Raw genomic sequence first — 22,212 nt, forward strand, 5'->3', positions numbered from 1 at the left:
AAAGTTTTATTTAAGTTTCCCGAATCACTGGAACTCACATAAGCCTTTTTAACAGAGTCTGCGATCACTATGCGCCTATTAAAAAATAAAACAGCAAAACTCAGCTTAGTCCTCTTCTTATCGACTTTACTCACCGCATGTGGATTCCACCTACGTGGCGAGTACAATGTGCCCGAAGGTATTAAAGAAATATCCGTCACCAGCTTTGATCCCTATGGCAAAATCACCCGTTTGGTAAAAGAGCAACTGCGATTAAGCAAAATTGAGATCGTTAAACCTCAACCTGATATTCCAAACCTTCACATTACCGGTGAGTCAATCAGTGACCGCACGCTGTCTTTGTATCAAAACACGAGAGCGGCAGAAAAAGAATTAACTTATGTCGTCACTTATCGCGTTACCGTACCCGGCCTTGGTTCCAAAGACTTCTCTGCGCAAATCACACGTAGTTACTTAGATAACCCTCTATCAGCATTGGCAAAATCTGAAGAAAGATCGCTGATTGAAGATGAAATGAGAAGTTTCTCAGCCCAACAAATGATGCGTCAAATGGCACGTTTAAAAACCGAAATTGAGCAATACGAAGCGCAACAAAAGACCGTTAAATCTGACACTCCAGCGTCGTCACAACCCTAGTGCCATAGAGTAAAGCAACGTGAGAGTATTTGCCGACCGCCTTGTAGAAACACTGACTCGTCAGTGGCATGGCTGCTACCTTATTTTTGGTAACGAACCATTATTTGTTCAAGAAAGCCGCGATTTAATTATCGCTAAAGCTCGACAGTTAGGCTTTGAGGAGCACTATCGTTTCTCAGTGGATAGCGCACTCGATTGGAATGATGTTTATGATTGTACTCAAGCACTGAGTCTGTTTTCGTCAAAGCAAATCATAGAGCTATTTATTCCTGAATCAGGTGTTAGTGCTGCGATTGCCAAGCAATTATCAGAAATTTCAGCGCATCTCAACGAAGATATCGTTGTCCTCATCAGCGGAAGCAAGCTGACGAAAGCTCAAGAGTCTGCAAAATGGTTCAAAGCATTAAATGGTTGTTTGGTCAGCTGCAACGCACCAGATATAAAACATCTGCCGCAATGGGTGATGAGACGATGTCATGCTTCAGGATTAACGCCTGATGGCGAGGCGGTACAGCTACTTTGCCAATGGCACGAGGGTAACTTGTTTGCCCTTTCTCAGAGCTTAGAAAAACTGTCACTACTTTACCCAGATGGACAACTCAACTTAATTCGAGTGCAAGAGTCACTAAGTCGCCATAACCATTTTACGGTCTTCCATTGGATAGATGCGATCTTAGAAGGAAAGCCCAAACGTGCTAACCGGATTTTGTCGCAGCTAGAGGCTGAAGGTATTGAGGCGGTTATCTTATTACGCTCGATACAAAAAGAATTGCAACAGCTGATAAAAATGCAGCAGATGTTAAGCCAATCTTCGCTTAGCCAAGTCTTTGATAGCTTTAGAATATGGCAAAATAAAAAACCACTTTATAGCGCGGCGCTGCAGCGACTGACCGCAACGCGATTAAAACCAGCCATGCAACTACTCGCTTCTATTGAGGTCCAAGTAAAGACCCAGTATGAGATGAGTCCATGGCCCTTTCTACACCAGCTAACGCTCAATCTTAGCGCTACTGACAGCAGCCTGTCTTTACATCCATAAATTCGTGGTATAATTGCGGGTCAATTGAGCTATCTCGCTCAACCTATTTAAGAACAACGAGGAAAATCTTTTGCAACGCGAAGAGTTGAAACTATTTCTAGCCGACAAAGCCGACGATATGAAAGCACAAGACATCGTAACGATTGATGTTGAAGGTAAGTCAACCGTGACTGACTTTATGATTGTCTGCACTGGTACGTCCAAAAGACATGTTATTTCAATTGCCGATCATGTTGCTTCTGAAATAAAGAAAGCAGGTATGAAGCCTCTTGGTGTTGACGGAGAACAAGAAGGCGAATGGGTCGTTCTCGACATGGGTTCAACCATGCTGCATGTTATGCAAGAACAACACCGCGAGCTTTACCAATTAGAAAAGCTTTGGAGCTAATACGTTGAAACTCCAACTCATCGCTGTCGGTACAAAAATGCCGAAATGGGTCGAAGAAGGCTTTCAAGAATACAAACGTCGTTTCCCACATGATATGCCACTTGAACTGGTAGAGATTGCTGCGGGCAAACGAGGTAAGAATGCTGATATTGCCCGCATCTTACAAAAAGAAGGGGAAGCAATGTTGGCCGCGGTTCCAAAAGGCAATCGCATCGTGACATTAGATATTCCTGGAAAAAAATGGGATACCCCACAACTTGCGGAACAACTCGAGAGTTGGAAGCTTGATGGACGTGACGTTTCTATTTTGATTGGCGGCCCTGAAGGACTTGCTCCAGCTTGTAAGGCTGCTGCCGACCAAAGCTGGTCCCTTTCCGCGCTTACTCTACCTCACCCACTCGTGAGAATTGTAATGGCAGAAAGCCTTTACCGAGCTTGGTCAATTACTGCAAACCATCCTTACCATAGAGAGTAAGCCTACAAGTGATGAGACGTAAACGTAGCCAGATACGGGACCATCAGGCAGAAGCACGGCTGTTCAAAAGCCGTGCTGTTGTTGCATTTGTATTTATCATCTCCATGATGCTAGTACTTGTTGCAAACCTCTACAATATTCAAGTTAATCAGTATCAAGACTACAAGACTCGTTCGAATGACAACCGCATAAAAGTGGTGCCAATCGCACCTAATCGCGGCCTTATTTACGATAGAAACGGCATCCTGCTGGCGGAAAACCGTCCGGTATTCAACTTAGAAATCACCCCTGAAAAGGTGAAAAATATGGATGAAACCATTGCAGGACTACGCAAATTTTTAGACATTCCTGAAGATCGAATTGAAGCGTTTGATCGAGATAGAAAGCGCACGCGTCGCTTCAAGTCTATCCCGCTGCTCACTCAACTAACAGAAGAGCAAGTGGCTGTATTTTCTGTCAATCAACATAAGTTTCCTGGCGTCGAGATAACAGCAAGCCTGAAGCGTTACTACCCCTTTGGTGATGTGCTAACCCACGTAATTGGTTACGTATCGCGAATCAATGATCGCGATATGCGTCGTCTTGTGCGTGAAGAAAGAGAAGCGAACTACCAAGCCACGCGTGATATCGGTAAATTAGGTATAGAACGCTACTACGAAGAAATTCTACATGGTACGGCGGGCTATCAAGAAGTAGAAGTGAACAGCCGCGGTCGTGTACTACGCACGTTGAAATTTGTGCCACCAATTCCTGGTAAAGATATCGTGTTAAACCTCGATATCAAGTTGCAACTTAAGGTCCATAAGCTGTTGGCGGGACGTCGTGGCTCTGCGATCGTATTAGATCCAAATGACAATGGCGTCCTTGCGATGGTTTCAAGCCCAAGCTACGATCCGAACGCCTTTGTTAACGGTATCTCTAGTAAAGCGTATAAAGCGTTGCTCGAAGACAAAAACCGTCCGTTAGTGAATCGTGCAACGCTTGGTATTTATCCACCAGCTTCCACAGTAAAACCTTTTATTGCGGTAGGTGCACTTCAAGAAGGGGTCATTACACCGCAAACAACGCGGAATGACCCAGGATATTGGCGCATTCCAAATTCGAAAACTCGCCCATTCCGCGATTGGCTTCGTTGGGGTCACGGTAAGGTCGATATTCTCAAAGCTATTGAAGAGTCTGTGGATACTTTCTTCTATCAAATCGCCTATGACATGGGCATAGACAGGCTATCCAAATGGATGATGATGTTCGGTTTTGGTGACTATACCGGTATTGATATCTACGAGGAAAGTAAAGCCAATATGCCAACAAGAGAATGGAAAATGGCTCGTCACCGAACGCCATGGTATCAAGGCGATACGATTCCAGTAGGTATTGGTCAGGGTTACTGGACAGCCACTCCAATGCAAATTGCCAAAGCAACATCCGTACTCGTTAATCATGGTGAAGTACTTTCTCCTCATCTATTACGTGCAACAATTGATAATGGGGATAGCTTTGAACATCAAACCATGGCAGAAGTTGATTCTCGTCCACCCATTACTGGTGTGAAAGAAAGCTACTGGGATATTGCGCTTGAAGGGATGCGTTTGGTAAACCACGGCCCTAAGGGAACCGCAAGACGTGCCTTTAAGAACATGCCTTACCAATCTGGTGGTAAGTCTGGTACTGCTCAAGTCTTTAGCCTAGCTCAAGACCAAGAGTACAACGCCGAAGAGCTAGAAGAGCACTTGAAAGACCACGCCTTATTTACAGGTTTTGCCCCTTTCAAAAAGCCAGAAGTGGTGGTGACGGTTGTTCTAGAAAACGCGGGTGGCGGTTCTTCAAACGGCGCGCCAGTAGTGCGACAGCTGTTTGACTTAGCCCTTCGAGACGAAAAGAGTGAAGAAGAATGAGATTTGATCCATCAACCGGACAAAATAGAGTTCTATTCGAACGTTTCCATATCGACTTGCCATTACTGTTAGGGATTTTGGCGTTAATGGGCTTTGGTCTTGTGGTGATGTACAGCGCAAGTGGACAAAGTTTGGCAATGATGGACCGACAGGCCATGCGCATGGTTTTAGCGCTAGCGGTGATGATTGTGCTCGCTCAGATATCACCAAGAACCTATGAATCACTGGCCCCTTTCATGTTTTTTATCGGTGTCTTGCTCTTGTTGGGGGTGCTGTTTTTCGGGGAAGCCTCCAAAGGCGCGCAAAGGTGGCTTAATCTTGGGTTTATTCGCTTCCAGCCATCTGAGTTACTCAAACTTGCAGTGCCTCTGATGGTTGCCCGGTATATAGGTAAACGCTCACTACCGATTACTTTTCAAACGCTAGTCATGTCGCTGGTGATGGTGTTTGTACCAACCATACTCATTGCAAAGCAACCCGACTTAGGGACCTCCATTCTGATTGCGGCTTCGGGGATCTTTGTTATCTTCCTTGCTGGTATTAGCTGGAAAATTATCATTGGTGCAATGGTCGCACTTGGCGGGTTTATCCCGGTTTTATGGTTCTTTTTGATGCGTGAATACCAAAAGGTCCGCGTTAGAACCTTATTCGACCCAGAGTCAGACCCACTTGGTGCCGGTTATCATATTATTCAAAGTAAAATCGCCATCGGCTCTGGGGGCATTAGTGGAAAAGGTTGGATGCAAGGCACTCAATCACAACTTGAGTTCATCCCAGAAAGGCATACTGACTTTATTTTTGCCGTCATCGCCGAAGAATGGGGCATGATAGGCATCTTGCTCCTCCTGACTCTGTATCTGTTCATCATTGGGCGTGGCTTATATTTGGCCAGTTCAGCCCAAACTGCATTTGGTCGAATGATGGCAGGCAGTATCGTGCTTAGCTTTTTTGTTTACGTTTTCGTAAATATTGGTATGGTAAGCGGTATATTACCCGTGGTAGGTGTACCTCTACCTCTTGTCAGCTATGGTGGCACCTCAATGGTGACCCTGATGGCTGGTTTCGGCATCCTAATGTCTATTCACACGCACAGAAAGGCATTTTCAAAGGCAACGTAATGAACCGATTTTCTTCCCACTACCGTCACTATCAGGCATTGCTTTGCTTTACAGTAGGATTGGTCGCCCTGGCTGGTTGTTCATCATCCGATAGTCGCTACGAGTTAGCCGATGATGTCGCGCCTTCAAGTCCTATCTCCGTTGACCACATCGAAGGCGTTCAACCCAAATATGAGCCCTATAGTTTAGGCGGTAACAAAAATTACACCTTGCGAGGAAAAAGCTACAAGGTGATTAAAGATCCAGCCGGATTTAAAGAGCGTGGCCAAGCTTCTTGGTATGGTAAAAAATTTCATGGCCACTTGACCTCAAATGGTGAGGTATATGATATGTACTCGATGTCAGCTGCGCATAAAACCTTACCGTTACCCAGCTATGTCAAAGTCACCAACCTAAACAACGGCAAAGAAACCATCGTGCGCGTCAATGACCGTGGCCCTTTCCATGAGGGACGAATCATTGACCTAAGTTACGCGGCGGCGAAAAAACTGGATGTCATTAAGACGGGTACAGCAAACGTTGAAATTGAAGTCATCATTGTTGAGCGCTCAACCAGTCAGCACAAAGCAGAAAAGCACCCTGAGTACACGATACAAGTTGCGGCCTCTCCGCATAAAGATCGCATCGAAACTTTATCGAAAGAACTCGGTCAAAAGCTAGCAGTGGATACATTTCTAACACCTATTAATAGCAACTACCGTCTGATGCTAGGTCCATTCAAAGACTATAAGCAGACTCAAGATGTTCTCGAACAAGTGAAAAAGATTGGCTACTCCTCAGCTTTCGTCAAAAAAATGTAAACATCATTGACATAAATAACGGTTGTTACTTAGTGTAAGCTATCTAGTTTGCCTGGACCGTTCTGTTAATATACGGACAACAAACAAAAATTGTATTCAAATGAATAAGAATAAACCTTCTATGAAACTTCTAACTTCCATCGCTCTTACCGCAACTTTAGCAGCAACTTCTGCTTCTGCGGCTCCTGTTGTTATGCCGGATGCACCTCAAATCGCAGCGAAAGGCTTCGTTTTGATGGACTACAATTCAGGCAAAGTCCTTGCTGAAAAAGAGATGAACACTCAACTTCACCCAGCAAGCCTGACAAAAATGATGACCAGTTATGTTATCGGCCAAGAACTAAAGCGCGGTAACATCACGCCAGAAGATGAAGTGACCATCAGTAAAAATGCATGGGCAAAAAACTTCCCTGATTCATCGAAGATGTTTATCGAAGTAGGTACAAAAGTTACCGTTGCTGAATTGAATAAAGGCATCATCATCCAATCTGGCAATGATGCTTGTGTCGCCATGGCAGAGCACATTGCAGGTTCAGAAGATGCGTTTGTCGATTTGATGAATGCATGGGCAAAATCGATTGGCATGAACAACTCTCATTTTGCCAATGTTCATGGCTTAGACAACCCTAACTTATACTCTACTCCGTACGACTTAGCACTCCTTGGTCGCGCGCTGATTCGTGACGTTCCAGACGAGTACCGTATTTACGCCGAGAAGAAATTTACCTACAACGGCATTACTCAATACAACCGCAATGGCTTGCTTTGGGATAAGAGCATGAACGTTGACGGTATCAAAACCGGCCATACCAGTCAGGCTGGCTATAACTTGGTCAGCTCTGCAACCGAAGGCAAAATGCGTTTAGTCGCGGTTGTGATGGGTACAAAGAGTGCGAATGCACGTAAATCAGAAAGCAAAAAGCTACTAAGCTACGGCTTCCGATTCTTTGAAACGGTTAACCCGCACAAAGCGAATGAAACCTTTGTGGAAGAAAAAGTATGGATGGGTGACAAAGATACCGTAGCGCTTGGTGTAGACCAAGATACTTTCGTCACATTGCCACGTGGTCAAGCTAAGAATTTAAAAGCCAGCTTCGTACTTGAAAAACAACTTGAAGCACCAATATCTAAAGGCGATGTCGTTGGTAAGCTATACTATCAACTAGACGGCGAAGATGTTGCTGAATATCCACTACTTGCTCTTGAGAATGTTCAAGAAGGTAGCCTGTTCAGTCGTTTATGGGATTACATCGTATTACTTTTCAAGAGTTTGTTCTAAGACGCTAACGCTTGAGTTAACCGTAATCAAGTCTCAGTAAAGCCGCATTGTGCGGCTTTAATTTTTGTTGGCTTGAGATCATCCACATAAGGCATTACTATTCGCATCGTTATAACGAATTGGTATTTTTTGGAGTCCCTAATATGTTGACCATCAACTCTGATGCAAAACTCAAAGACCTACTAGAGTTCCCTTGCTCTTTTACATTCAAAGTGATGGGTTACGCTAAGCCAGAACTTCCTGAAAAGGTAGTGGAAGTAATCCAGCGCCACGCGCCAGGGGACTACAGCCCAACTATCAAACCAAGCGCAAAAGGTAACTACCACGCAGTATCAATCAACATTACTGCCACCTCAATCGAGCAGGTAGAAACCTTGTATAAAGAGCTTGGTGATATCGATATTGTTCGTATGGTTCTATAAAAGTTTTAAATTTTAAATTTTTTTTGAAAGCAGCTTAGGCTGCTTTCTTTTTAAATATCAGAAACCTAGCCACATTGACACCGTCAGTCGTTAATAATTCGTTATTTATTGGTAGTTCAAAACCACCAACATGTTTATAATGCGAATACTTTATTAAGTGGTAGCGGAGCGATTAGTGGAAAATCAACTAGTTGTAAGAAAGCTTGGTAGAAAAGACTATGAGCCAGTCTGGAAAGCAATGCATGAGTTCACGGATAATCGCACTGAGCAAACGCGTGACGAAGTTTGGCTAGTAGAACACAACCCTGTCTTCACCCAAGGACAGGCAGGTAAAGCTGAGCACTTACTCAACACTGGTGATATTCCCGTAGTTCAAAGTGATCGTGGCGGACAAGTTACCTACCATGGCCCTGGTCAATTGGTCGCCTATTTTCTTATTAACTTGCGCCGCAAGAAACTTGGTGTCCGAGAGTTGGTAACTCACATTGAAAACCTCGTGATTCAGACACTCAAAGAATACAATATCGAATCAGCAGCGAGACCCGATGCTCCTGGGGTTTATGTCGACAATAAAAAAGTCTGTTCGTTGGGCTTACGTATCCGAAAAGGATGCTCTTTCCATGGACTGGCACTCAACGTCAATATGGATCTCACCCCATTCTTAAGAATTAATCCTTGCGGCTATGCCGGCATGGAAATGGTTCAGGTCAGCCAATTAGGCGGTCCACAGCAAGTGTCCGTCGTAGAAGACCAATTAATCAAAGCACTCATAACAATACTTGATTACGAGCAAGTAGAATTCAGCGAAGAAGCATAAGACGATGAGCAAACCTATCCAAATGGAAAAAGGCGTTAAGTACCGTGACGCTGACAAAATGGCACTGATTCCAGTGAAGAACATGCCAACTGAGCAAAAAGAAATCCTTCGTAAACCAGAATGGATGAAGATCAAACTGCCGGCAGACAGCCAGCGCATTCAGGATATCAAGTCCGCAATGCGTAAAAATGATCTGCATTCTGTTTGTGAAGAAGCGTCATGCCCTAACTTAGCGGAGTGCTTCAATCACGGTACGGCAACATTTATGATTCTTGGTGCCATTTGTACTCGTCGTTGCCCTTTCTGTGATGTCGCCCATGGTCGCCCTAACGCGCCTGAAGCCGGAGAGCCTAAGAAGTTGGCACAAACCATCAAAGACATGAAGCTTAAGTACGTCGTCGTGACCTCTGTAGACCGTGATGATCTTCGTGATGGTGGCGCGACACACTTTGCTGACTGTAACCGTGAAATCCGCGCACTTAACCCAGAAATCCGTATTGAAACACTGGTCCCAGATTTCCGTGGTCGTATGGATGTTGCGCTTGAGGCGATGAAAGACAACCCACCCGATGTCTTCAACCACAATTTAGAGACCGCTCCTCGTCTGTATCGTAAAGCGCGTCCTGGTGCAAACTACAAGTGGTCACTGCAACTGCTCAAGAAATTTAAAGAGATGCACCCTGATGTCCCAACAAAATCGGGCCTAATGATGGGCTTAGGTGAAACGAAAGAAGAGATCGTAGAAGTACTGAAAGATCTTCGCGAGCACGGTGTTACTATGCTAACGCTTGGTCAGTACCTAGCGCCGAGTCGTCACCACTTACCTGTTGAGCGCTACGTGCCACCATCAGAGTTTGATGAGCTAAAAGAAATTGCGTTGGAACTGGGCTTTACCCACGCTGCATGTGGGCCATTTGTTCGCTCTTCTTATCATGCAGACCTACAGGCTCAAGGCGTAGAAATTAAGTAATTCTATTTTTCTTTGCTTGTTAAACACGGATTCGCTCTTAGAGCCATCCGTGTTTTTTTAAGAAAACTCGCCAAGATGACAATCTCATACTCGCAATTTCGCGATATTTAGGTAGGATTAAATAAAAATAAGATTCAATCAGGGATGTAGCATGAAGTTACTTAAAGTTAGTCTGCCTATTTTAGCCGCTACTATTATTGGTGGTTGTGCGCAGAATACGCAACAAGACAACTACTTAGAGGCGTCATTTGAGCTGTGTAATACCGAGGTAAATCTATACTCGGTGAGCGACGATGGTCGAGTTCGTATCGTTTGTAAAGACGGCGCTAAATTCGCACTGAACAGCGAGAAAACGCTGGATATCATGCGTGACATTAATATTGATTACTGTAATGGTGAAGGCTTGGGACAATTTAGTGAAAGTCGCAAGTACTATTCGTTCAAGTGTAAATCTGGAACTTTACTGAATATCAACAAGTAGCTAGCGTTTACTTTTTAAACGGATACAAGATCAAAAAAGCGAGCTCAAAGCTCGCTTTTATTATTTCTTAGATAAATCTATTAAGCGTAAACAGGTAGGCGTTTACAGATCTCTAGTACTCTAACTTTTGTCGCTTCAATCACTGACTCATCGTTGATGTTGTCTAGTACATCACACATCCAGTTAGCAAGCTCAGTTGCGTCCGTTTCAGTAAAGCCGCGACGAGTAATCGCTGGAGTGCCAATACGGATACCAGATGTTACGAATGGGCTACGTGGGTCGTTAGGTACTGAGTTCTTGTTTACCGTGATGTTAGCTGCGCCTAGTGCTGCGTCAGCTTCTTTACCTGTAATGTCTTTGTCAATTAGATCAACAAGGAACAGGTGGTTTTCAGTGCCATTAGATACGATTTTGTAACCACGCTCTTGGAACTGAGCAACCATCGCTTTAGCATTCTTAACCACGCGAGCTTGGTACTCTTTAAATTCAGGCTCCATGGCTTCTTTGAACGCTACCGCTTTACCAGCGATAACATGCATCAAAGGACCACCTTGACCGCCAGGGAACACAGCTGAGTTCAACTTCTTGTACATATCTTCACCTGCGTTAGACAGGATTAGACCACCGCGAGGGCCCGCTAGTGTTTTGTGTGTCGTGGTTGTCACAACATGTGCATGAGGAACAGGTGTTGGGTAGACACCAGCAGCGATAAGGCCCGCTACGTGCGCCATATCAACAAACAGATACGCGTCAATTTTATCGGCAATCTCACGCATGCGTGCCCAATCTACGATCTGGCTGTATGCAGAAAAGCCACCAATGATCATTTTTGGCTTATGCTCTAGTGCAAGCTGTTCCATCTCGTCGTAGTTGATTTGACCAGCTTCATCAATACCATAAGGAATCACGTTGTAGTGCTTACCAGAGAAGTTAACTGGTGAGCCGTGAGTTAGGTGACCACCGTGAGCCAAGCTCATACCTAAAACGGTATCGCCAGGGTTAAGTAGAGCCATGTAAACTGCGCTGTTCGCTTGAGAGCCAGAGTGAGGCTGAACGTTCGCATACTCACAACCAAATAGCTCACACGCACGGTCAATAGCCAGTGCTTCTGCTTTATCGACGTACTCGCAACCACCGTAGTAGCGCTTGCCCGGATAACCTTCAGCATATTTGTTTGTTAGCTGAGAGCCTTGCGCTTCCATTACGCGAGGGCTGGTGTAGTTTTCCGAAGCGATAAGCTCGATGTGCTCTTCTTGACGAAGGGTTTCTTCTTGAATAGCTGCAAATAGCTCCGCATCGTAATCAGCGATGTTCATATCACGCTTAAGCATCTGTATCTCCTGACTCAGATTGTTCTGAAAGTTTCAAAAAAACCACACAATGACCAAAAGCAAACGTTTTCGTCACCACATTTGATGACTTGCATCATACATAATTTGATCTATGTCATAAAGAGAAAATTGGAAATTTCTCATGCAGTTTTCTCATAGTGAACCTTAGGTATCATCATGGGCGCCTCAATTAGTACGACAATGAGTACACTAGGTGTCAATAATTCCATTTACACAGTGTAAAATTTGAATTACATAGGTTTACCGTAAATTTCGCCTTCAAGCTACCGAAAAGATCATCTTTTCAATACTATTGCAGCGATTATTACTAAGAAGAATTTTTAACTGATGCAAAAACACTCACGCAGAGAAGATTGGATGGCAATACTGACTGGCACATTTATTGTGGCTCAAGGTATTTTCTTGCTCCAGTCCGCTCAACTATTGACCGGTGGTACTACAGGACTAGCACTTCTTGTCAGCCAGTTTGTGCCCGTCTCTTTCGGCACACTGTATTTTGCGTTCAACACACCATTTTACCTTTTAGCGTGGAAACGGTTTGGTAAACGTTTCGCAGCAAGCAGCGCTATTTCTGGTGCTTTAGTTTCTGTTATTACGGACAATATGTATCGCGTAGTGTCACTGGATCATATTAACGATATTTATTGTGCCATTGCTGGCGGCTTGTTGATGGGACTCGGTATGTTGATTCTCTTCCGACATCGCTCAAGTCTTGGTGGGTTCAATGTGCTTTGCCTGTTTATTCAAGACAAGTTCGGTATTTCAGTAGGGAAAACGCAAATGGCCATTGATTGTTCGATTCTGATTGCATCGTTCTTTTTTGTTTCGCCGAGCGTTATTATGACCTCCATCTTAGGGGCCGTGATGCTAAACCTTGTTCTTGCGATGAACCATAAGCCTACGCGCTACGTGGTGACTTACGGTTAAACCTCGAAGCCCTTCGCTTTCCTCTCAATTTAGCGAAGGGCAAGATTTACTACTTGTTAATCAAAATAGCGACCGTCTCATACGGCTTCATGACCATTTTTTTGTCAAGCGTTACTGTCCCTTCTAGACCATAGTTACTCAAGATTTGTTGCCCTGTTAGCGCAACAAAAGACTCAGGCAGAGCGACTTCAGTTTCTTTTCCAAAGTAGTTATTGAGACACAGCAACATAGTGTCTGTGTTTTCTCGCAGATAACCGTGCACCTGCTCATGTTCTGGGAACATATCAGTATAACTACCATCAGTTATCACAGGCACTGTTTTGCGAAGACGGATAAGTTCCTTGTAGAAGTAAAACACGGATTGTTGGTCTTGCAGCGCCGTCTGAGCATTGATTTCTGGGTAATTTTCAGCGATACCAATCCAAGGGGTTCCTGAGGTAAACCCTGCATTAGTATTGCTATTCCATTGCATTGGTGTGCGAGAGTTATCACGTGATTTTTGCTGTAAGATAGCCATCATCTCATCATGAGACGTTGTACCCTCTTCAACCATTAGCTTGTACATATTCAAACTTTCTACATCACGATACTGACTCAGCTCGGTAAAGCCCGGGTTAGTCATGCCAATCTCTTCACCTTGGAATATGTATGGCGTTCCTTGCATCAAATGAACAGAGGCTGCGAGCATTTTTGCCGATTCATTGTGATAACGAGTGTCATTGCCTAGGCGGCTAACAATACGTGGCTGGTCATGGTTACACCAAAACAGCGCTCCCCAACCTTTGCCATTGAGCCCCGTTTGCCAGTGATTGAAAATCTGCTTAAGCTGGGCAAAGTCAAAATCCGCTTTGGTCCACTTCTCTCCGTTTGGATAATCCACTTTCAAGTGATGGAAGTTAAACACCATCGACAGCTCTTTATTATCTAATGCACTGTATTGCTGGCAATGCTCAAGGGTTGTCGAAGACATTTCACCAACCGTCACCGACCCATACTTTTGGAATACCGCTTCGCTGATCTCTTGCAAATATTCATGCACTCTAGGGCCATCAGTGTAAAAGCGGCGGCCATCACCAATATGATCATCAGCAAAATCTTGTTGCTTTGAAATCAGGTTAATGACATCTAGCCTGAAACCATCCACGCCCTTTTGCGCCCAAAACTCAATCACACGTTTCACGTCTTCTCGAACCGCAGGGTTCTCCCAGTTCAAGTCGGCCTGCTCTTTAGCAAAAAGGTGCAAATAGTATTCATCGGTCGCTTCATCTAGCGCCCATGCAGAACCACCAAATTTTGACTGCCAGTTGTTTGAAGCTTGGCCATTACGACCAGGTTTCCAGATATAATAATCACGATAAGGGCTTTGCTTGTCTCCCAAAGCCGACTGAAACCATTCATGCTGTGTGGATGTATGGTTCACTACAATATCCATGATGATGCGAATGCCTTTTTGATGAGCTTGCTCTAAAAGTTCATCAAAGTCCTCCATCGAGCCAAAATCAGGGTTAATCGCGTAATAGTCAGCAATGTCGTAACCGTTATCAATCATCGGAGAGGCGTACACTGGTGTTAGCCAGATAGCATCAACACCGAGTAGTCCAAGGTAGTCGAGCTTTGAGGTAATGCCTTTGATATCCCCCATTCCCTTATCGCTGCTGTCACAAAAACTCTTCGGATAGATTTGATAAATAGTGGCGGTTTTCCACCAGTCTTGTTGACTCATCGATTTCAATCTCACTTACCAATACAAAAAGAAATAAAAAGAAAACAGTGGCTCAAATTGAGCCACTAATACGCGGGAATTATGCGCTTGCAAGCTCTAGCTCACCTTTTGACTGAGCGCGTTTATACAAGAACAAAGTCAACACAATCGGCACCGCTATTGCTACTAACATTGCCATGAGATACACCATCCAATACTGAGGTTGGATAGAAAGAATACCTGGTAGACCGCCAACACCGATGCCATTTGCCATTACGCCAGCACTACCACAAATTGCTGCAGCAAGTGCACTGCCAATCATCGCGCTCAACATCGGGAATTTGTATTTCAGGTTAATACCGTACATTGCTGGTTCTGTTACCCCTAGATAGGCAGAGATCGCAGCAGGCACAGAGATATCTCGTTCACCTTCGCGCTTACTAATAATGATGATGCCAACAACAGCAGAAGCTTGAGCAATGTTTGATAAGGCAATCAAAGGCCAGATTGGTGTACCACCAAGATCTTGCATGAGTTGTAAGTCAACGGCGTTAGTCGTGTGGTGGATACCCGTTATCACAAGTGGTGCGTATAGGAAGCCAAATACCATAGAACCAAGAACTGCGAAGTCACCCGTCATCGCAGCTTTAGCAGCGTAAGCGACGCCATCACCCAACACACGACCAAATGGGCCAATAAGTGCGTGCGCTAAAATCACAGATAAAATGATCGAAACGAAAGGCACCACAACCAGATATAAATAACTTGGGACGATACGCTTAAGGTTAGTTTCGATGACAGCCAAAGCAACACCGGCTAGCATGGCAGGAATAACCTGAGCTTGATAACCGACTTTCTCTATCACGAACAATCCAAAGTCCCAGACTTCAGGTGCTTGCTTACCAATTAAATAGGCATTCATTAACTGTGGTGACACCAAAGTCACACCCAAAGTAATACCTAAAATTGGTGTGCCTCCCAACTTTTTGACTGTCGACCAACACACACCGACTGGTAAGAAAAAGAAGATAGCTTCGCCAATCAACCATAAGAACGAGTGAACAGTGGCCCAAAATTGACTGATTTCAACCAGCGTCTTGCCATCGAACATGCGAATGTCACCAATCACATTTCGGAAACCAAGAATCAAACCACCAGTGATAATCGCAGGTAAAAGAGGAACAAAAATTTCGGCTAAGTGCGAGATACCACGCTCGAGAATGTTGATATTTTGGCGAGCAGCGAGTTTAGCATCGTCTTTAGATGCGGCTTTTTTGCCTGCCATGTCTATAAGCAATTTATAAACTTCATCGACTTCAGTACCAATGACCACTTGGAATTGACCAGCATTTGTAAAGCAACCTTTAACAACTTTTAAGTTTTCTAGTGCGGCCTTATCTGCTTTCGCTGTCTCGTTGAGGACAAATCTCAAACGAGTTAAGCAGTGACTAACACTGGCAATGTTATCGGCTCCGCCGACTCCTTCGATGATGGCTGCAATGTCTTGCTTCGCTATCTTGCTCATCGTATGTACACCTTTTACTGATATAGAGACGTTGGATAACAGACGTCCATGTGTCTCATTGTATGAATAATACCGTAACGCGCTAAATGGGAACATTACCATAGATTGAGAGTGATCACAATAATCGTAGAGAAATGCATCAATAGAAAACGATAAGAATAGCGGTTAAAACGCGACTAATAGATAGCTTCTTGGGTGAGATGAGAGACGATGGCTTCGCCTTTTAATTGTTTAATCAATAAGTTAGCCGCTTTTTCACCGGCTTGGTGATAGCCAGGGTCAATGCTGTAGATATTGGGAAATAAAAACGACAGTAGCTCATTGCCACCAATACCTGTGACAATAATGTCTTCTCTTCCCAACTCTTGTAAACGTTTAATGGTACCGAGCGCTAGAGTATCACTTGCGCAAACAATCGCTTGCAAAGAGTCAGTCACGACATCATCCACTAACGAGTAGGCACTTTCGTGATGAAGCGCTCCAGTGCGGAAGCAAATTGGCAGTTGCTGCTCTTCACACCAAGCTTGATAAGCGTTTAAACGAGCTAACCCTGTCGTTTTATCATTGGGATCCACACCAATAAATGCAAGTTGGCTGACGCCTTGAGCTTTAAGCTTATCCAGAACAGCTTGGATCAACCCTGCATTGTCATAGTTGATCGACGATACTCGATCGGTATCCATCGCAATCACCACGACCTTCTCATCCCAACTCGCCACAACATCAAGATCTAATGTGGTAAAGCCAAACACAATCACACCATCAACGTTGCGCTTTCGCAAAACACTCAAATGCTCGTTCGTCTTTAAGGGATCAAACTGACTTTCCATGATCACCACATCGTAGCCAGCCCCATAAAGGACCTTTAGCATACTACTGACGGCTTTGTTTTCAGATGGAGAGTCTAAGCGCGAAATGATCACACCAATGACTTTCTGAGTTCCGCCACTGCGCATTGACTGTGCTGATTTAGACGGAACGTAGCCATGCTCGGCAATGACGCGCTCCACCTTCTCGCGTGTCTCAGGTTTTACTTTGGGATCATTGGTCAAAACACGAGAGACGGTTGATTTTCCGACTCCCGATAGTTTCGCAATATCAAGTATGGTCAGTTTTTTACTCATTAGCCTTGAGGAATACCGCGTGTGATCATTTGGCAAGATTTATCCGTCTGACCATTCATTGTCAGCATGCCTTCTCGCCCTTTGCTGAACAGTTCAATATTCGAATCTTCTTGTGACTCTCCGTCTAGGGCATAACGCACACCAGAAGCTGAACGAACTCGCTGTAACTGATACTCAGTATTGTCGATTAACAATAAAATTTGTTCACTAGAAAGTTGTGTAACCTGGAAGCTTTGATTATCACACTGATACTGCAGTACATGATAACGACTCGTGTCGGCTTGCGTTTGACCATTGCTACTGCACGCGGCTAATCCGCTCACTGTGAGAACAAGCAATAACGTTTTTTGCACAATTGAAAACATCATCTCTCCTTTCTAAGCTAACGCTTATTGTAACTATCGCTTTGTAACTATCGTTTTGTAACAATCGCTTTTTGCAACCATGGATCGTTGCAAAGATCGCTATTTAGCCAGATAAGCAGGTACATCGCGAATACTATCAAGTACCACGGTCGCAACAGATTCACCACGCTCAGTAACAGGTTTACCTGTACGTACTAAAATCTTAGTCCCCACACCTGCTGCTTCTGCTGCCATCATATCTTCTGCTTTGTCACCCACCATCACGGACTTAGCCATGTCTATTTTGAGAAAATCTCTTGCTGAAATGAACATGCCCGGTTTTGGCTTGCGACAGTCACAATCTTGTTTGTAGTCACCTACGCCATGCTCAGGATGATGAGGGCAATAATAAATACCATCAAACTCAACACCATTATCAGAGAAATTCCAATCCATCCATTGAGTTAAAGACAAAAAGCGATCTTCTGAGAACATGCCACGCGCAATGCCAGACTGGTTAGTAACAAGCACCAACATGTAGCCCATCTCTTGCAACTTTTTAGTTGCTTCAAACACGCCTTCAATATATTCGAAATCATGCTCATCGCTTACATAGCCGTGATCGATATTGATAACGCCATCACGGTCTAAAAACACAGCCGGTTTTGCCACAGGTTACTCTCTTGCTATAGATAAGTGCTAATGACATGAATTATTACATGCTTTTATATCCACATCACTATGAAAATGCCGTTTAGACGTCTAGACGTAAAAATATCTATTGACACAAATCAGTGAAACCCATAGCATCTTCTATCAATTGAGACGGAGTTCAAACTTTTATGCTACTCATTAGATTTAGGTTGCTTAGATGATCGAAATTAATCAGGTAAACAAAGTGTTTTATCAGGGGACAAAGGAAATCAACGCTTTGTCTGATATTAACCTTCACATTGCGGAAGGCACCATTTTTGGTGTGATTGGCTCATCCGGCGCAGGAAAAAGTACCCTTATCCGTTGTGTTAACATGTTAGAAGCACCAACGTCTGGCTCAGTGATTGTTGATGGCATTGATCTGACTAAGCTCTCTAAGTCTGAGCTTAGTGAAACTCGCCGCAACATTGGTATGATCTTCCAGCACTTTAACCTTCTCTCGTCGCGTACGGTGTTTGAGAATGTTTCCTTACCTCTTGAGCTGGCAGGCAAAGCTAAAACGGCCATCGAACGCAAAGTCTCAGAACTGCTCAAGCTCGTTGGTCTTGCTGATAAACGCGATACCTATCCGGCGAATCTCAGTGGTGGACAAAAGCAACGTGTTGCTATTGCTCGTGCATTGGCCTCAGATCCGAAAGTACTCCTTTGTGACGAAGCCACAAGTGCCCTTGATCCAGCAACGACTCAATCTATTCTTGAACTGCTTAAAGAAATTAACCGTAAGCTCAAGATCACCATATTGCTCATTACACATGAAATGGATGTGGTCAAAAGCATTTGCCATGAAGTCGCGATTATTGGTGATGGCCGCCTTGTCGAGAAAGGCACGGTAGGTGACATTTTTGCTCATCCTAAAACTGAGTTAGCGCACGAGTTTATTCGCTCCACACTCGACCTTTCTATCCCAGAAGATTACCGAGTTCGCTTACAGAATGAGCGTGTTGAAGGCAGTTACCCGTTAGTTCGCCTTGAGTTCACCGGAGCAACCGTCGATGCTCCTCTGATGACGCAAATAGCACGCAAATACAATATAGATGTGAGCATTCTCAGTTCAGATCTTGATTACGCCGGTGGGGTTAAATTCGGAATGATGGTAGCAGAGCTATTCGGTAATGAAAGCGATGATAATGCTGCCATCCAATACCTTCGCGATCACAATGTAAAAGTAGAGGTGCTTGGTTATGTCCTTTAATACTGTCTCTGAATGGCTATCACTTAATAGTAACCTACTACTTGGCGCCACATGGGAAACACTCTACATGGTCGCTGTGGCTGGTATTGTTGGCTTTGCTGTCGGTATTCCTTTAGGGGTCATACTGCATACCACTAAAAAAGGTGGGTTGCTTGAAAATCCACGCCTAAACCGTGTGCTAGGCGCTATCGTAAACGTAGGTCGCTCTGTGCCATTCTTGGTATTGATGGTCGCCATTATTCCAGTGACGAAAATGCTAATTGGCACTTTTATCGGCACAACAGCCGCTATCGTTCCATTAACAGTGGGTGCCATTCCATTTGTTGCTCGTTTGATCGAAGGGGCCTTGCTTGAAGTACCAACAGGTCTAGTGGAAGCCGCACAATCTATGGGAGCGACGCCTTATCAAATTATTACTAAAGTACTGCTTCCTGAAGCATTACCGACTATTGTCAATTCAGTGACAATCACATTAGTAACTCTTGTAAGCTACTCAGCAATGGCTGGCACAGTGGGTGGCGGTGGTCTTGGTGATGTCGCAATACGTTACGGATTCCACCGATATGACGTAGTTATCATGGCTGTTACTGTCGTCATGCTTATTGTTTTGGTGCAAATTATTCAGTCGATTGGCGATACCATCGTACTCCGTGTCGACCACAGATAAATTGAAGTTTTAGGTTTATAACAAGGAGAGAGTCATGAAATTCAATGTTAAGAATTTACTTGCAATCGCAGCCGCGGCATCGGCGCTGGTTCTAGCGGGTTGTGGTGAGAAAGAAGCCGACACGAACAAAATCAAAGTAGGTGTCATGGCGGGCGCAGAAGCGCAAGTAGCCGAAGTAGCTGCAAAAGTCGCTAAAGAAAAATACAACCTCGATGTGGAACTCGTTACCTTTACCGATTACGTAACGCCAAACGCAGCGCTAGATGATGGCTCCATCGATATTAACGCTTTTCAACACAAGCCATATTTAGATCAACAAGTGACTGACCGTAATTACAAGCTGACTATCGCTGGTAACACATTCGTTTACCCAATTGCAGGTTACTCAAAGCAAGTAAAATCTTTGGATGAAATCGAAGATGGCGCTCGCATCGCAGTACCAAACGATCCCACTAACCTAGGTCGTTCACTATTACTGCTTGAGCAGCAAGGCTTAATCACACTGCGTGATGGTGTTGGCCTATTAGCGACTGTTCGTGACATTGAAAGTAACCCAAAAAACCTCACTATCGTCGAGCTAGATGCTGCACAGTTACCTCGTTCACTGGATGACGTTGCTCTATCTGTCATCAACACGACCTATGCCAGCTCCATTGACCTGACTCCTCAAAAAGACGGTGTATTCGTTGAAGACAAAGAGTCTCCATACGTAAACCTCATCGTGGCACGTGAGGACGACGTAAACGCTGAGAACGTACAAAACTTCGTAAAAGCATACCAAACTGACGAAGTCTACAATGCGGCTTCTGACATCTTCAAAGGTGGTGTCGTTAAAGGCTGGTAATCATTCGCTTTTAACTCAGATACAAAAAAGGTTGACGCATCTCGCTTCAACCTTTTTACGTTCTACATCCTGAATGCAAACGGTTCTACTTCAGATGATCCCAAGAGATATTCGATACAATTCGGCAGGCATTGCATTTGAAATAGAAAATGTCATGCAGAGGCTCATCAAGTAACCATTCACCACCACATTTAGGACATTTCCGCGCTTGCTCTTCTGCTAGATCTTTCCCGCCTACTTTGTAGAGATAGTAATAGGTCGGAATCTGCGTGATGTATTCAATACGTCCACGAATATCCCAACCGCGGCGGAAAATATCGCTACCAATGTCCGATAACTCTCGCAAAGCCGCGTGCTCCGCTTTACATCCACCCGCCATCTGAATTTCATCACAAGCTTGCCATTCAGTTTGCCATTTAATGACCGATTTATGATCGCCATTTAACGTGGGAGGATTTCGATAGAGCGGAATAGGCAATAAAGTCTCACCACTGCGAAGTGGAGAGCAAGTATGCACATAGGTAGTATAAAGCACCTGCCAACTCGGTACTTCCTCTTCCGCTGCTTGCTCTGAGTTAATATCACGCCCTAACAATCGTACTTTAGGTGCCAACAAACAAGCATCAGATAACCGCTTTAGGCAGACTTTGACAAAATCAGAATGGTGCTTGGGGTGCAGGCTCTCTTGCTCAGGACACACTGCTCGAACAAAAAACTCCCCTTCTCCCATGACGATTGGAAATTCACGACCTAAGACCTGGCCGTTATAACGCAGCGCATCCATCAGGCTATTAATGCCTTTTTCTACGGCACTGATCGTAGTGTTATCAAAACACTCAAAATGAAGCTCAACGACATACATAATTAAACGTTCGGCTCCAATCCATCAAGGAAGGTGGCAATATCATCGGCCACAACATCTCGTCTGTCAGTCCCTAGACGCTCAAGAATCACATTTCCAGTGATGTTACAGATTGAAATCACATCCATATCAGCATCAGTGACAGCGATAAACACCGTAGGCTTAAGTTTCAACCTTCTTTGTGTGACTAAATGGCCCAAAATATTCTCTTGCAAGCGAGTAAAATCGTCGTCACTCCAAACTTGAAGTAACGTCAATTCATTACCCTGCCACGTCGCCTCCATATCTGCACTGTATTGATGGCCATAGAACGCTTTGATGTCATCATGAAGGCCTAACTCGATCCCTTGCTCTATATTTTCAAGCATTTCAGGAGTGTCACGAAGGCAAGATGTCCAATAAACCTGTTGTTCGTCTTTGCTATCAATACATGGTGAAACCAATCCATGCAGTTCTTCACTTGCAGGAAGCGTTTGATGTTTTTCTTGCCATGCTTGTTGATAGCGTTTTGAAAACGCCTCCAAAGCTTGTTGTACACTTTGATTCATATTCTCTCCGGTTGCCCTTGCTTGTAACGCCTTTTGCCGCGACAAAGGATGACAGCGATTCAGGGATCTCGTAAAATTCAGCTTATTCTAA

24 protein-coding genes are annotated in these 22,212 nt (G+C 44.3%); 16 read left to right on the forward strand and 8 right to left on the reverse strand.

Annotation, left to right across the window (positions count from 1 at the left end; genetic code table 11):
- Positions 1-69 precede the first annotated feature (69 nt).
- The 12 genes from VTH8203_RS04820 to VTH8203_RS04875 all read left to right on the forward strand — a co-directional run bounded on the left by VTH8203_RS04820 (position 70) and on the right by VTH8203_RS04875 (position 10,320).
- Positions 70-636, forward strand: a complete 567-nt coding sequence (locus VTH8203_RS04820) for an LPS-assembly lipoprotein LptE (RefSeq protein ID WP_096992640.1) — start codon at positions 70-72, stop codon at positions 634-636.
- Between the two features lie 19 nt (positions 637-655).
- Entirely contained in the window at positions 656-1,675 is a 1,020-nt protein-coding gene (holA, locus tag VTH8203_RS04825) for a DNA polymerase III subunit delta (protein WP_096992641.1), read from the forward strand.
- A gap of 70 nt (positions 1,676-1,745) precedes the next feature.
- Complete coding sequence (gene rsfS / locus VTH8203_RS04830; RefSeq protein ID WP_096992642.1) at positions 1,746-2,063, forward strand: ribosome silencing factor; 318 nt, start codon at positions 1,746-1,748, stop codon at positions 2,061-2,063.
- Positions 2,064-2,067: 4 nt separating this feature from the next.
- On the forward strand, positions 2,068-2,538 hold the full coding sequence (gene rlmH / locus VTH8203_RS04835) for a 23S rRNA (pseudouridine(1915)-N(3))-methyltransferase RlmH (RefSeq protein WP_096992643.1): 471 nt from the start codon (positions 2,068-2,070) through the stop codon (positions 2,536-2,538).
- Between the two features lie 11 nt (positions 2,539-2,549).
- A complete protein-coding gene (mrdA, locus tag VTH8203_RS04840) occupies positions 2,550-4,433 on the forward strand; it encodes a penicillin-binding protein 2 (protein ID WP_096992644.1) in 1,884 nt (627 codons plus the stop codon).
- A complete protein-coding gene (gene rodA, locus VTH8203_RS04845; RefSeq protein ID WP_096992645.1) occupies positions 4,430-5,551 on the forward strand; it encodes a rod shape-determining protein RodA in 1,122 nt (373 codons plus the stop codon). Before mrdA ends, rodA begins: the two co-directional genes overlap by 4 nt.
- Positions 5,551-6,351 carry a septal ring lytic transglycosylase RlpA family protein gene (locus VTH8203_RS04850; protein WP_096992646.1) on the forward strand — a complete coding sequence of 267 codons (801 nt, stop codon included), beginning with the start codon at positions 5,551-5,553 and terminating at the stop codon, positions 6,349-6,351. Before rodA ends, VTH8203_RS04850 begins: the two co-directional genes overlap by 1 nt.
- A gap of 100 nt (positions 6,352-6,451) precedes the next feature.
- Positions 6,452-7,630 carry a serine hydrolase gene (locus tag VTH8203_RS04855; protein WP_096992647.1) on the forward strand — a complete coding sequence of 393 codons (1,179 nt, stop codon included), beginning with the start codon at positions 6,452-6,454 and terminating at the stop codon, positions 7,628-7,630.
- Between the two features lie 143 nt (positions 7,631-7,773).
- Entirely contained in the window at positions 7,774-8,052 is a 279-nt protein-coding gene (gene ybeD / locus VTH8203_RS04860; protein ID WP_096992648.1) for a DUF493 family protein YbeD, read from the forward strand.
- Between the two features lie 175 nt (positions 8,053-8,227).
- A complete protein-coding gene (lipB, locus tag VTH8203_RS04865; protein WP_096992649.1) occupies positions 8,228-8,869 on the forward strand; it encodes a lipoyl(octanoyl) transferase LipB in 642 nt (213 codons plus the stop codon).
- A 4-nt stretch (positions 8,870-8,873) separates the two neighbouring features.
- Positions 8,874-9,839, forward strand: a complete 966-nt coding sequence (lipA, locus tag VTH8203_RS04870) for a lipoyl synthase (RefSeq protein ID WP_096992650.1) — start codon at positions 8,874-8,876, stop codon at positions 9,837-9,839.
- Between the two features lie 151 nt (positions 9,840-9,990).
- Positions 9,991-10,320 carry a hypothetical protein gene (locus tag VTH8203_RS04875; protein ID WP_096992651.1) on the forward strand — a complete coding sequence of 110 codons (330 nt, stop codon included), beginning with the start codon at positions 9,991-9,993 and terminating at the stop codon, positions 10,318-10,320.
- Positions 10,321-10,400: 80 nt separating this feature from the next.
- On the opposite strand, the gene glyA is transcribed toward VTH8203_RS04875, so the two are convergent.
- Entirely contained in the window at positions 10,401-11,651 is a 1,251-nt protein-coding gene (gene glyA, locus VTH8203_RS04880; protein WP_096992652.1) for a serine hydroxymethyltransferase, read from the reverse strand.
- Between the two features lie 348 nt (positions 11,652-11,999).
- On the opposite strand from glyA, the gene VTH8203_RS04885 reads away from it, so the two are divergent.
- Complete coding sequence (locus VTH8203_RS04885; protein WP_096992653.1) at positions 12,000-12,599, forward strand: YitT family protein; 600 nt, start codon at positions 12,000-12,002, stop codon at positions 12,597-12,599.
- A 49-nt stretch (positions 12,600-12,648) separates the two neighbouring features.
- Here the strand turns inward: VTH8203_RS04885 and treC are convergent, their stop codons facing one another.
- From treC to gmhB, 5 genes are all read right to left on the reverse strand, one after another.
- Positions 12,649-14,322, reverse strand: a complete 1,674-nt coding sequence (gene treC, locus VTH8203_RS04890) for an alpha,alpha-phosphotrehalase (RefSeq protein ID WP_096992654.1) — start codon at positions 14,320-14,322, stop codon at positions 12,649-12,651.
- A gap of 79 nt (positions 14,323-14,401) precedes the next feature.
- Entirely contained in the window at positions 14,402-15,826 is a 1,425-nt protein-coding gene (gene treB, locus VTH8203_RS04895) for a PTS trehalose transporter subunit IIBC (RefSeq protein ID WP_096992655.1), read from the reverse strand.
- A gap of 176 nt (positions 15,827-16,002) precedes the next feature.
- Positions 16,003-16,950 (reverse strand): trehalose operon repressor TreR, encoded by a 948-nt coding sequence (gene treR / locus VTH8203_RS04900; protein WP_096992656.1) that lies wholly within the window; start codon positions 16,948-16,950, stop codon positions 16,003-16,005.
- Entirely contained in the window at positions 16,950-17,318 is a 369-nt protein-coding gene (locus VTH8203_RS04905) for an MliC family protein (protein WP_096992657.1), read from the reverse strand. Before VTH8203_RS04905 ends, treR begins: the two co-directional genes overlap by 1 nt.
- A 96-nt stretch (positions 17,319-17,414) precedes the next feature.
- The gene (gmhB, locus tag VTH8203_RS04910) at positions 17,415-17,966 is read right to left on the reverse strand and encodes a D-glycero-beta-D-manno-heptose 1,7-bisphosphate 7-phosphatase (protein WP_096992658.1); all 552 of its coding nucleotides are present in this window, start codon (positions 17,964-17,966) and stop codon (positions 17,415-17,417) included.
- 199 nt (positions 17,967-18,165) lie between these two features.
- Between gmhB and metN the strand changes: the two genes are divergently transcribed.
- Genes metN through VTH8203_RS04925 form a run of 3 tightly spaced genes read left to right on the forward strand, consistent with a single transcriptional unit; the run spans position 18,166 to position 20,711 of the window.
- Entirely contained in the window at positions 18,166-19,200 is a 1,035-nt protein-coding gene (metN, locus tag VTH8203_RS04915; protein ID WP_096992659.1) for a methionine ABC transporter ATP-binding protein MetN, read from the forward strand.
- The gene (locus VTH8203_RS04920) at positions 19,190-19,867 is read left to right on the forward strand and encodes a methionine ABC transporter permease (RefSeq protein WP_096992660.1); all 678 of its coding nucleotides are present in this window, start codon (positions 19,190-19,192) and stop codon (positions 19,865-19,867) included. The genes metN and VTH8203_RS04920 overlap by 11 nt, the downstream gene beginning before the upstream one ends.
- Positions 19,868-19,901: 34 nt before the next feature.
- Positions 19,902-20,711, forward strand: a complete 810-nt coding sequence (locus tag VTH8203_RS04925) for a MetQ/NlpA family lipoprotein (protein ID WP_096992661.1) — start codon at positions 19,902-19,904, stop codon at positions 20,709-20,711.
- An 85-nt stretch (positions 20,712-20,796) separates the two neighbouring features.
- On the opposite strand, the gene VTH8203_RS04930 is transcribed toward VTH8203_RS04925, so the two are convergent.
- Together VTH8203_RS04930 and syd are read right to left on the reverse strand one after the other, a co-directional pair.
- A complete protein-coding gene (locus VTH8203_RS04930; protein ID WP_096992662.1) occupies positions 20,797-21,573 on the reverse strand; it encodes a Zn-ribbon-containing protein in 777 nt (258 codons plus the stop codon).
- 2 nt (positions 21,574-21,575) lie between these two features.
- A complete protein-coding gene (gene syd, locus VTH8203_RS04935; RefSeq protein WP_096992663.1) occupies positions 21,576-22,121 on the reverse strand; it encodes a SecY-interacting protein in 546 nt (181 codons plus the stop codon).
- Positions 22,122-22,212: the final 91 nt, after the last annotated feature.

Origin of the sequence: Vibrio thalassae (assembly GCF_900089835.1) — a bacterium.
Lineage (GTDB): Bacteria > Pseudomonadota > Gammaproteobacteria > Enterobacterales > Vibrionaceae > Vibrio > Vibrio thalassae.

Bases quoted from the DNA above. Each gene is read 5' to 3' on its own strand.
- treR (WP_096992656.1), bottom strand. From the start codon at position 16,950: ATGAGTAAAAAACTGACCATACTTGATATTGCGAAACTATCGGGAGTC.
- VTH8203_RS04925 (WP_096992661.1), top strand. From the start codon at position 19,902: ATGAAATTCAATGTTAAGAATTTACTTGCAATCGCAGCCGCGGCATCG.
- glyA (WP_096992652.1), bottom strand. From the start codon at position 11,651: ATGCTTAAGCGTGATATGAACATCGCTGATTACGATGCGGAGCTATTT.
- syd (WP_096992663.1), bottom strand. From the start codon at position 22,121: ATGAATCAAAGTGTACAACAAGCTTTGGAGGCGTTTTCAAAACGCTAT.
- VTH8203_RS04820 (WP_096992640.1), top strand. From the start codon at position 70: ATGCGCCTATTAAAAAATAAAACAGCAAAACTCAGCTTAGTCCTCTTC.
- VTH8203_RS04930 (WP_096992662.1), bottom strand. From the start codon at position 21,573: ATGTATGTCGTTGAGCTTCATTTTGAGTGTTTTGATAACACTACGATC.
- VTH8203_RS04920 (WP_096992660.1), top strand. From the start codon at position 19,190: ATGTCCTTTAATACTGTCTCTGAATGGCTATCACTTAATAGTAACCTA.
- mrdA (WP_096992644.1), top strand. From the start codon at position 2,550: ATGAGACGTAAACGTAGCCAGATACGGGACCATCAGGCAGAAGCACGG.
- VTH8203_RS04850 (WP_096992646.1), top strand. From the start codon at position 5,551: ATGAACCGATTTTCTTCCCACTACCGTCACTATCAGGCATTGCTTTGC.
- treC (WP_096992654.1), bottom strand. From the start codon at position 14,322: ATGAGTCAACAAGACTGGTGGAAAACCGCCACTATTTATCAAATCTAT.
- VTH8203_RS04905 (WP_096992657.1), bottom strand. From the start codon at position 17,318: ATGATGTTTTCAATTGTGCAAAAAACGTTATTGCTTGTTCTCACAGTG.
- VTH8203_RS04855 (WP_096992647.1), top strand. From the start codon at position 6,452: ATGAATAAGAATAAACCTTCTATGAAACTTCTAACTTCCATCGCTCTT.
- lipA (WP_096992650.1), top strand. From the start codon at position 8,874: ATGAGCAAACCTATCCAAATGGAAAAAGGCGTTAAGTACCGTGACGCT.
- ybeD (WP_096992648.1), top strand. From the start codon at position 7,774: ATGTTGACCATCAACTCTGATGCAAAACTCAAAGACCTACTAGAGTTC.
- VTH8203_RS04875 (WP_096992651.1), top strand. From the start codon at position 9,991: ATGAAGTTACTTAAAGTTAGTCTGCCTATTTTAGCCGCTACTATTATT.
- metN (WP_096992659.1), top strand. From the start codon at position 18,166: ATGATCGAAATTAATCAGGTAAACAAAGTGTTTTATCAGGGGACAAAG.
- VTH8203_RS04885 (WP_096992653.1), top strand. From the start codon at position 12,000: ATGCAAAAACACTCACGCAGAGAAGATTGGATGGCAATACTGACTGGC.
- treB (WP_096992655.1), bottom strand. From the start codon at position 15,826: ATGAGCAAGATAGCGAAGCAAGACATTGCAGCCATCATCGAAGGAGTC.
- rodA (WP_096992645.1), top strand. From the start codon at position 4,430: ATGAGATTTGATCCATCAACCGGACAAAATAGAGTTCTATTCGAACGT.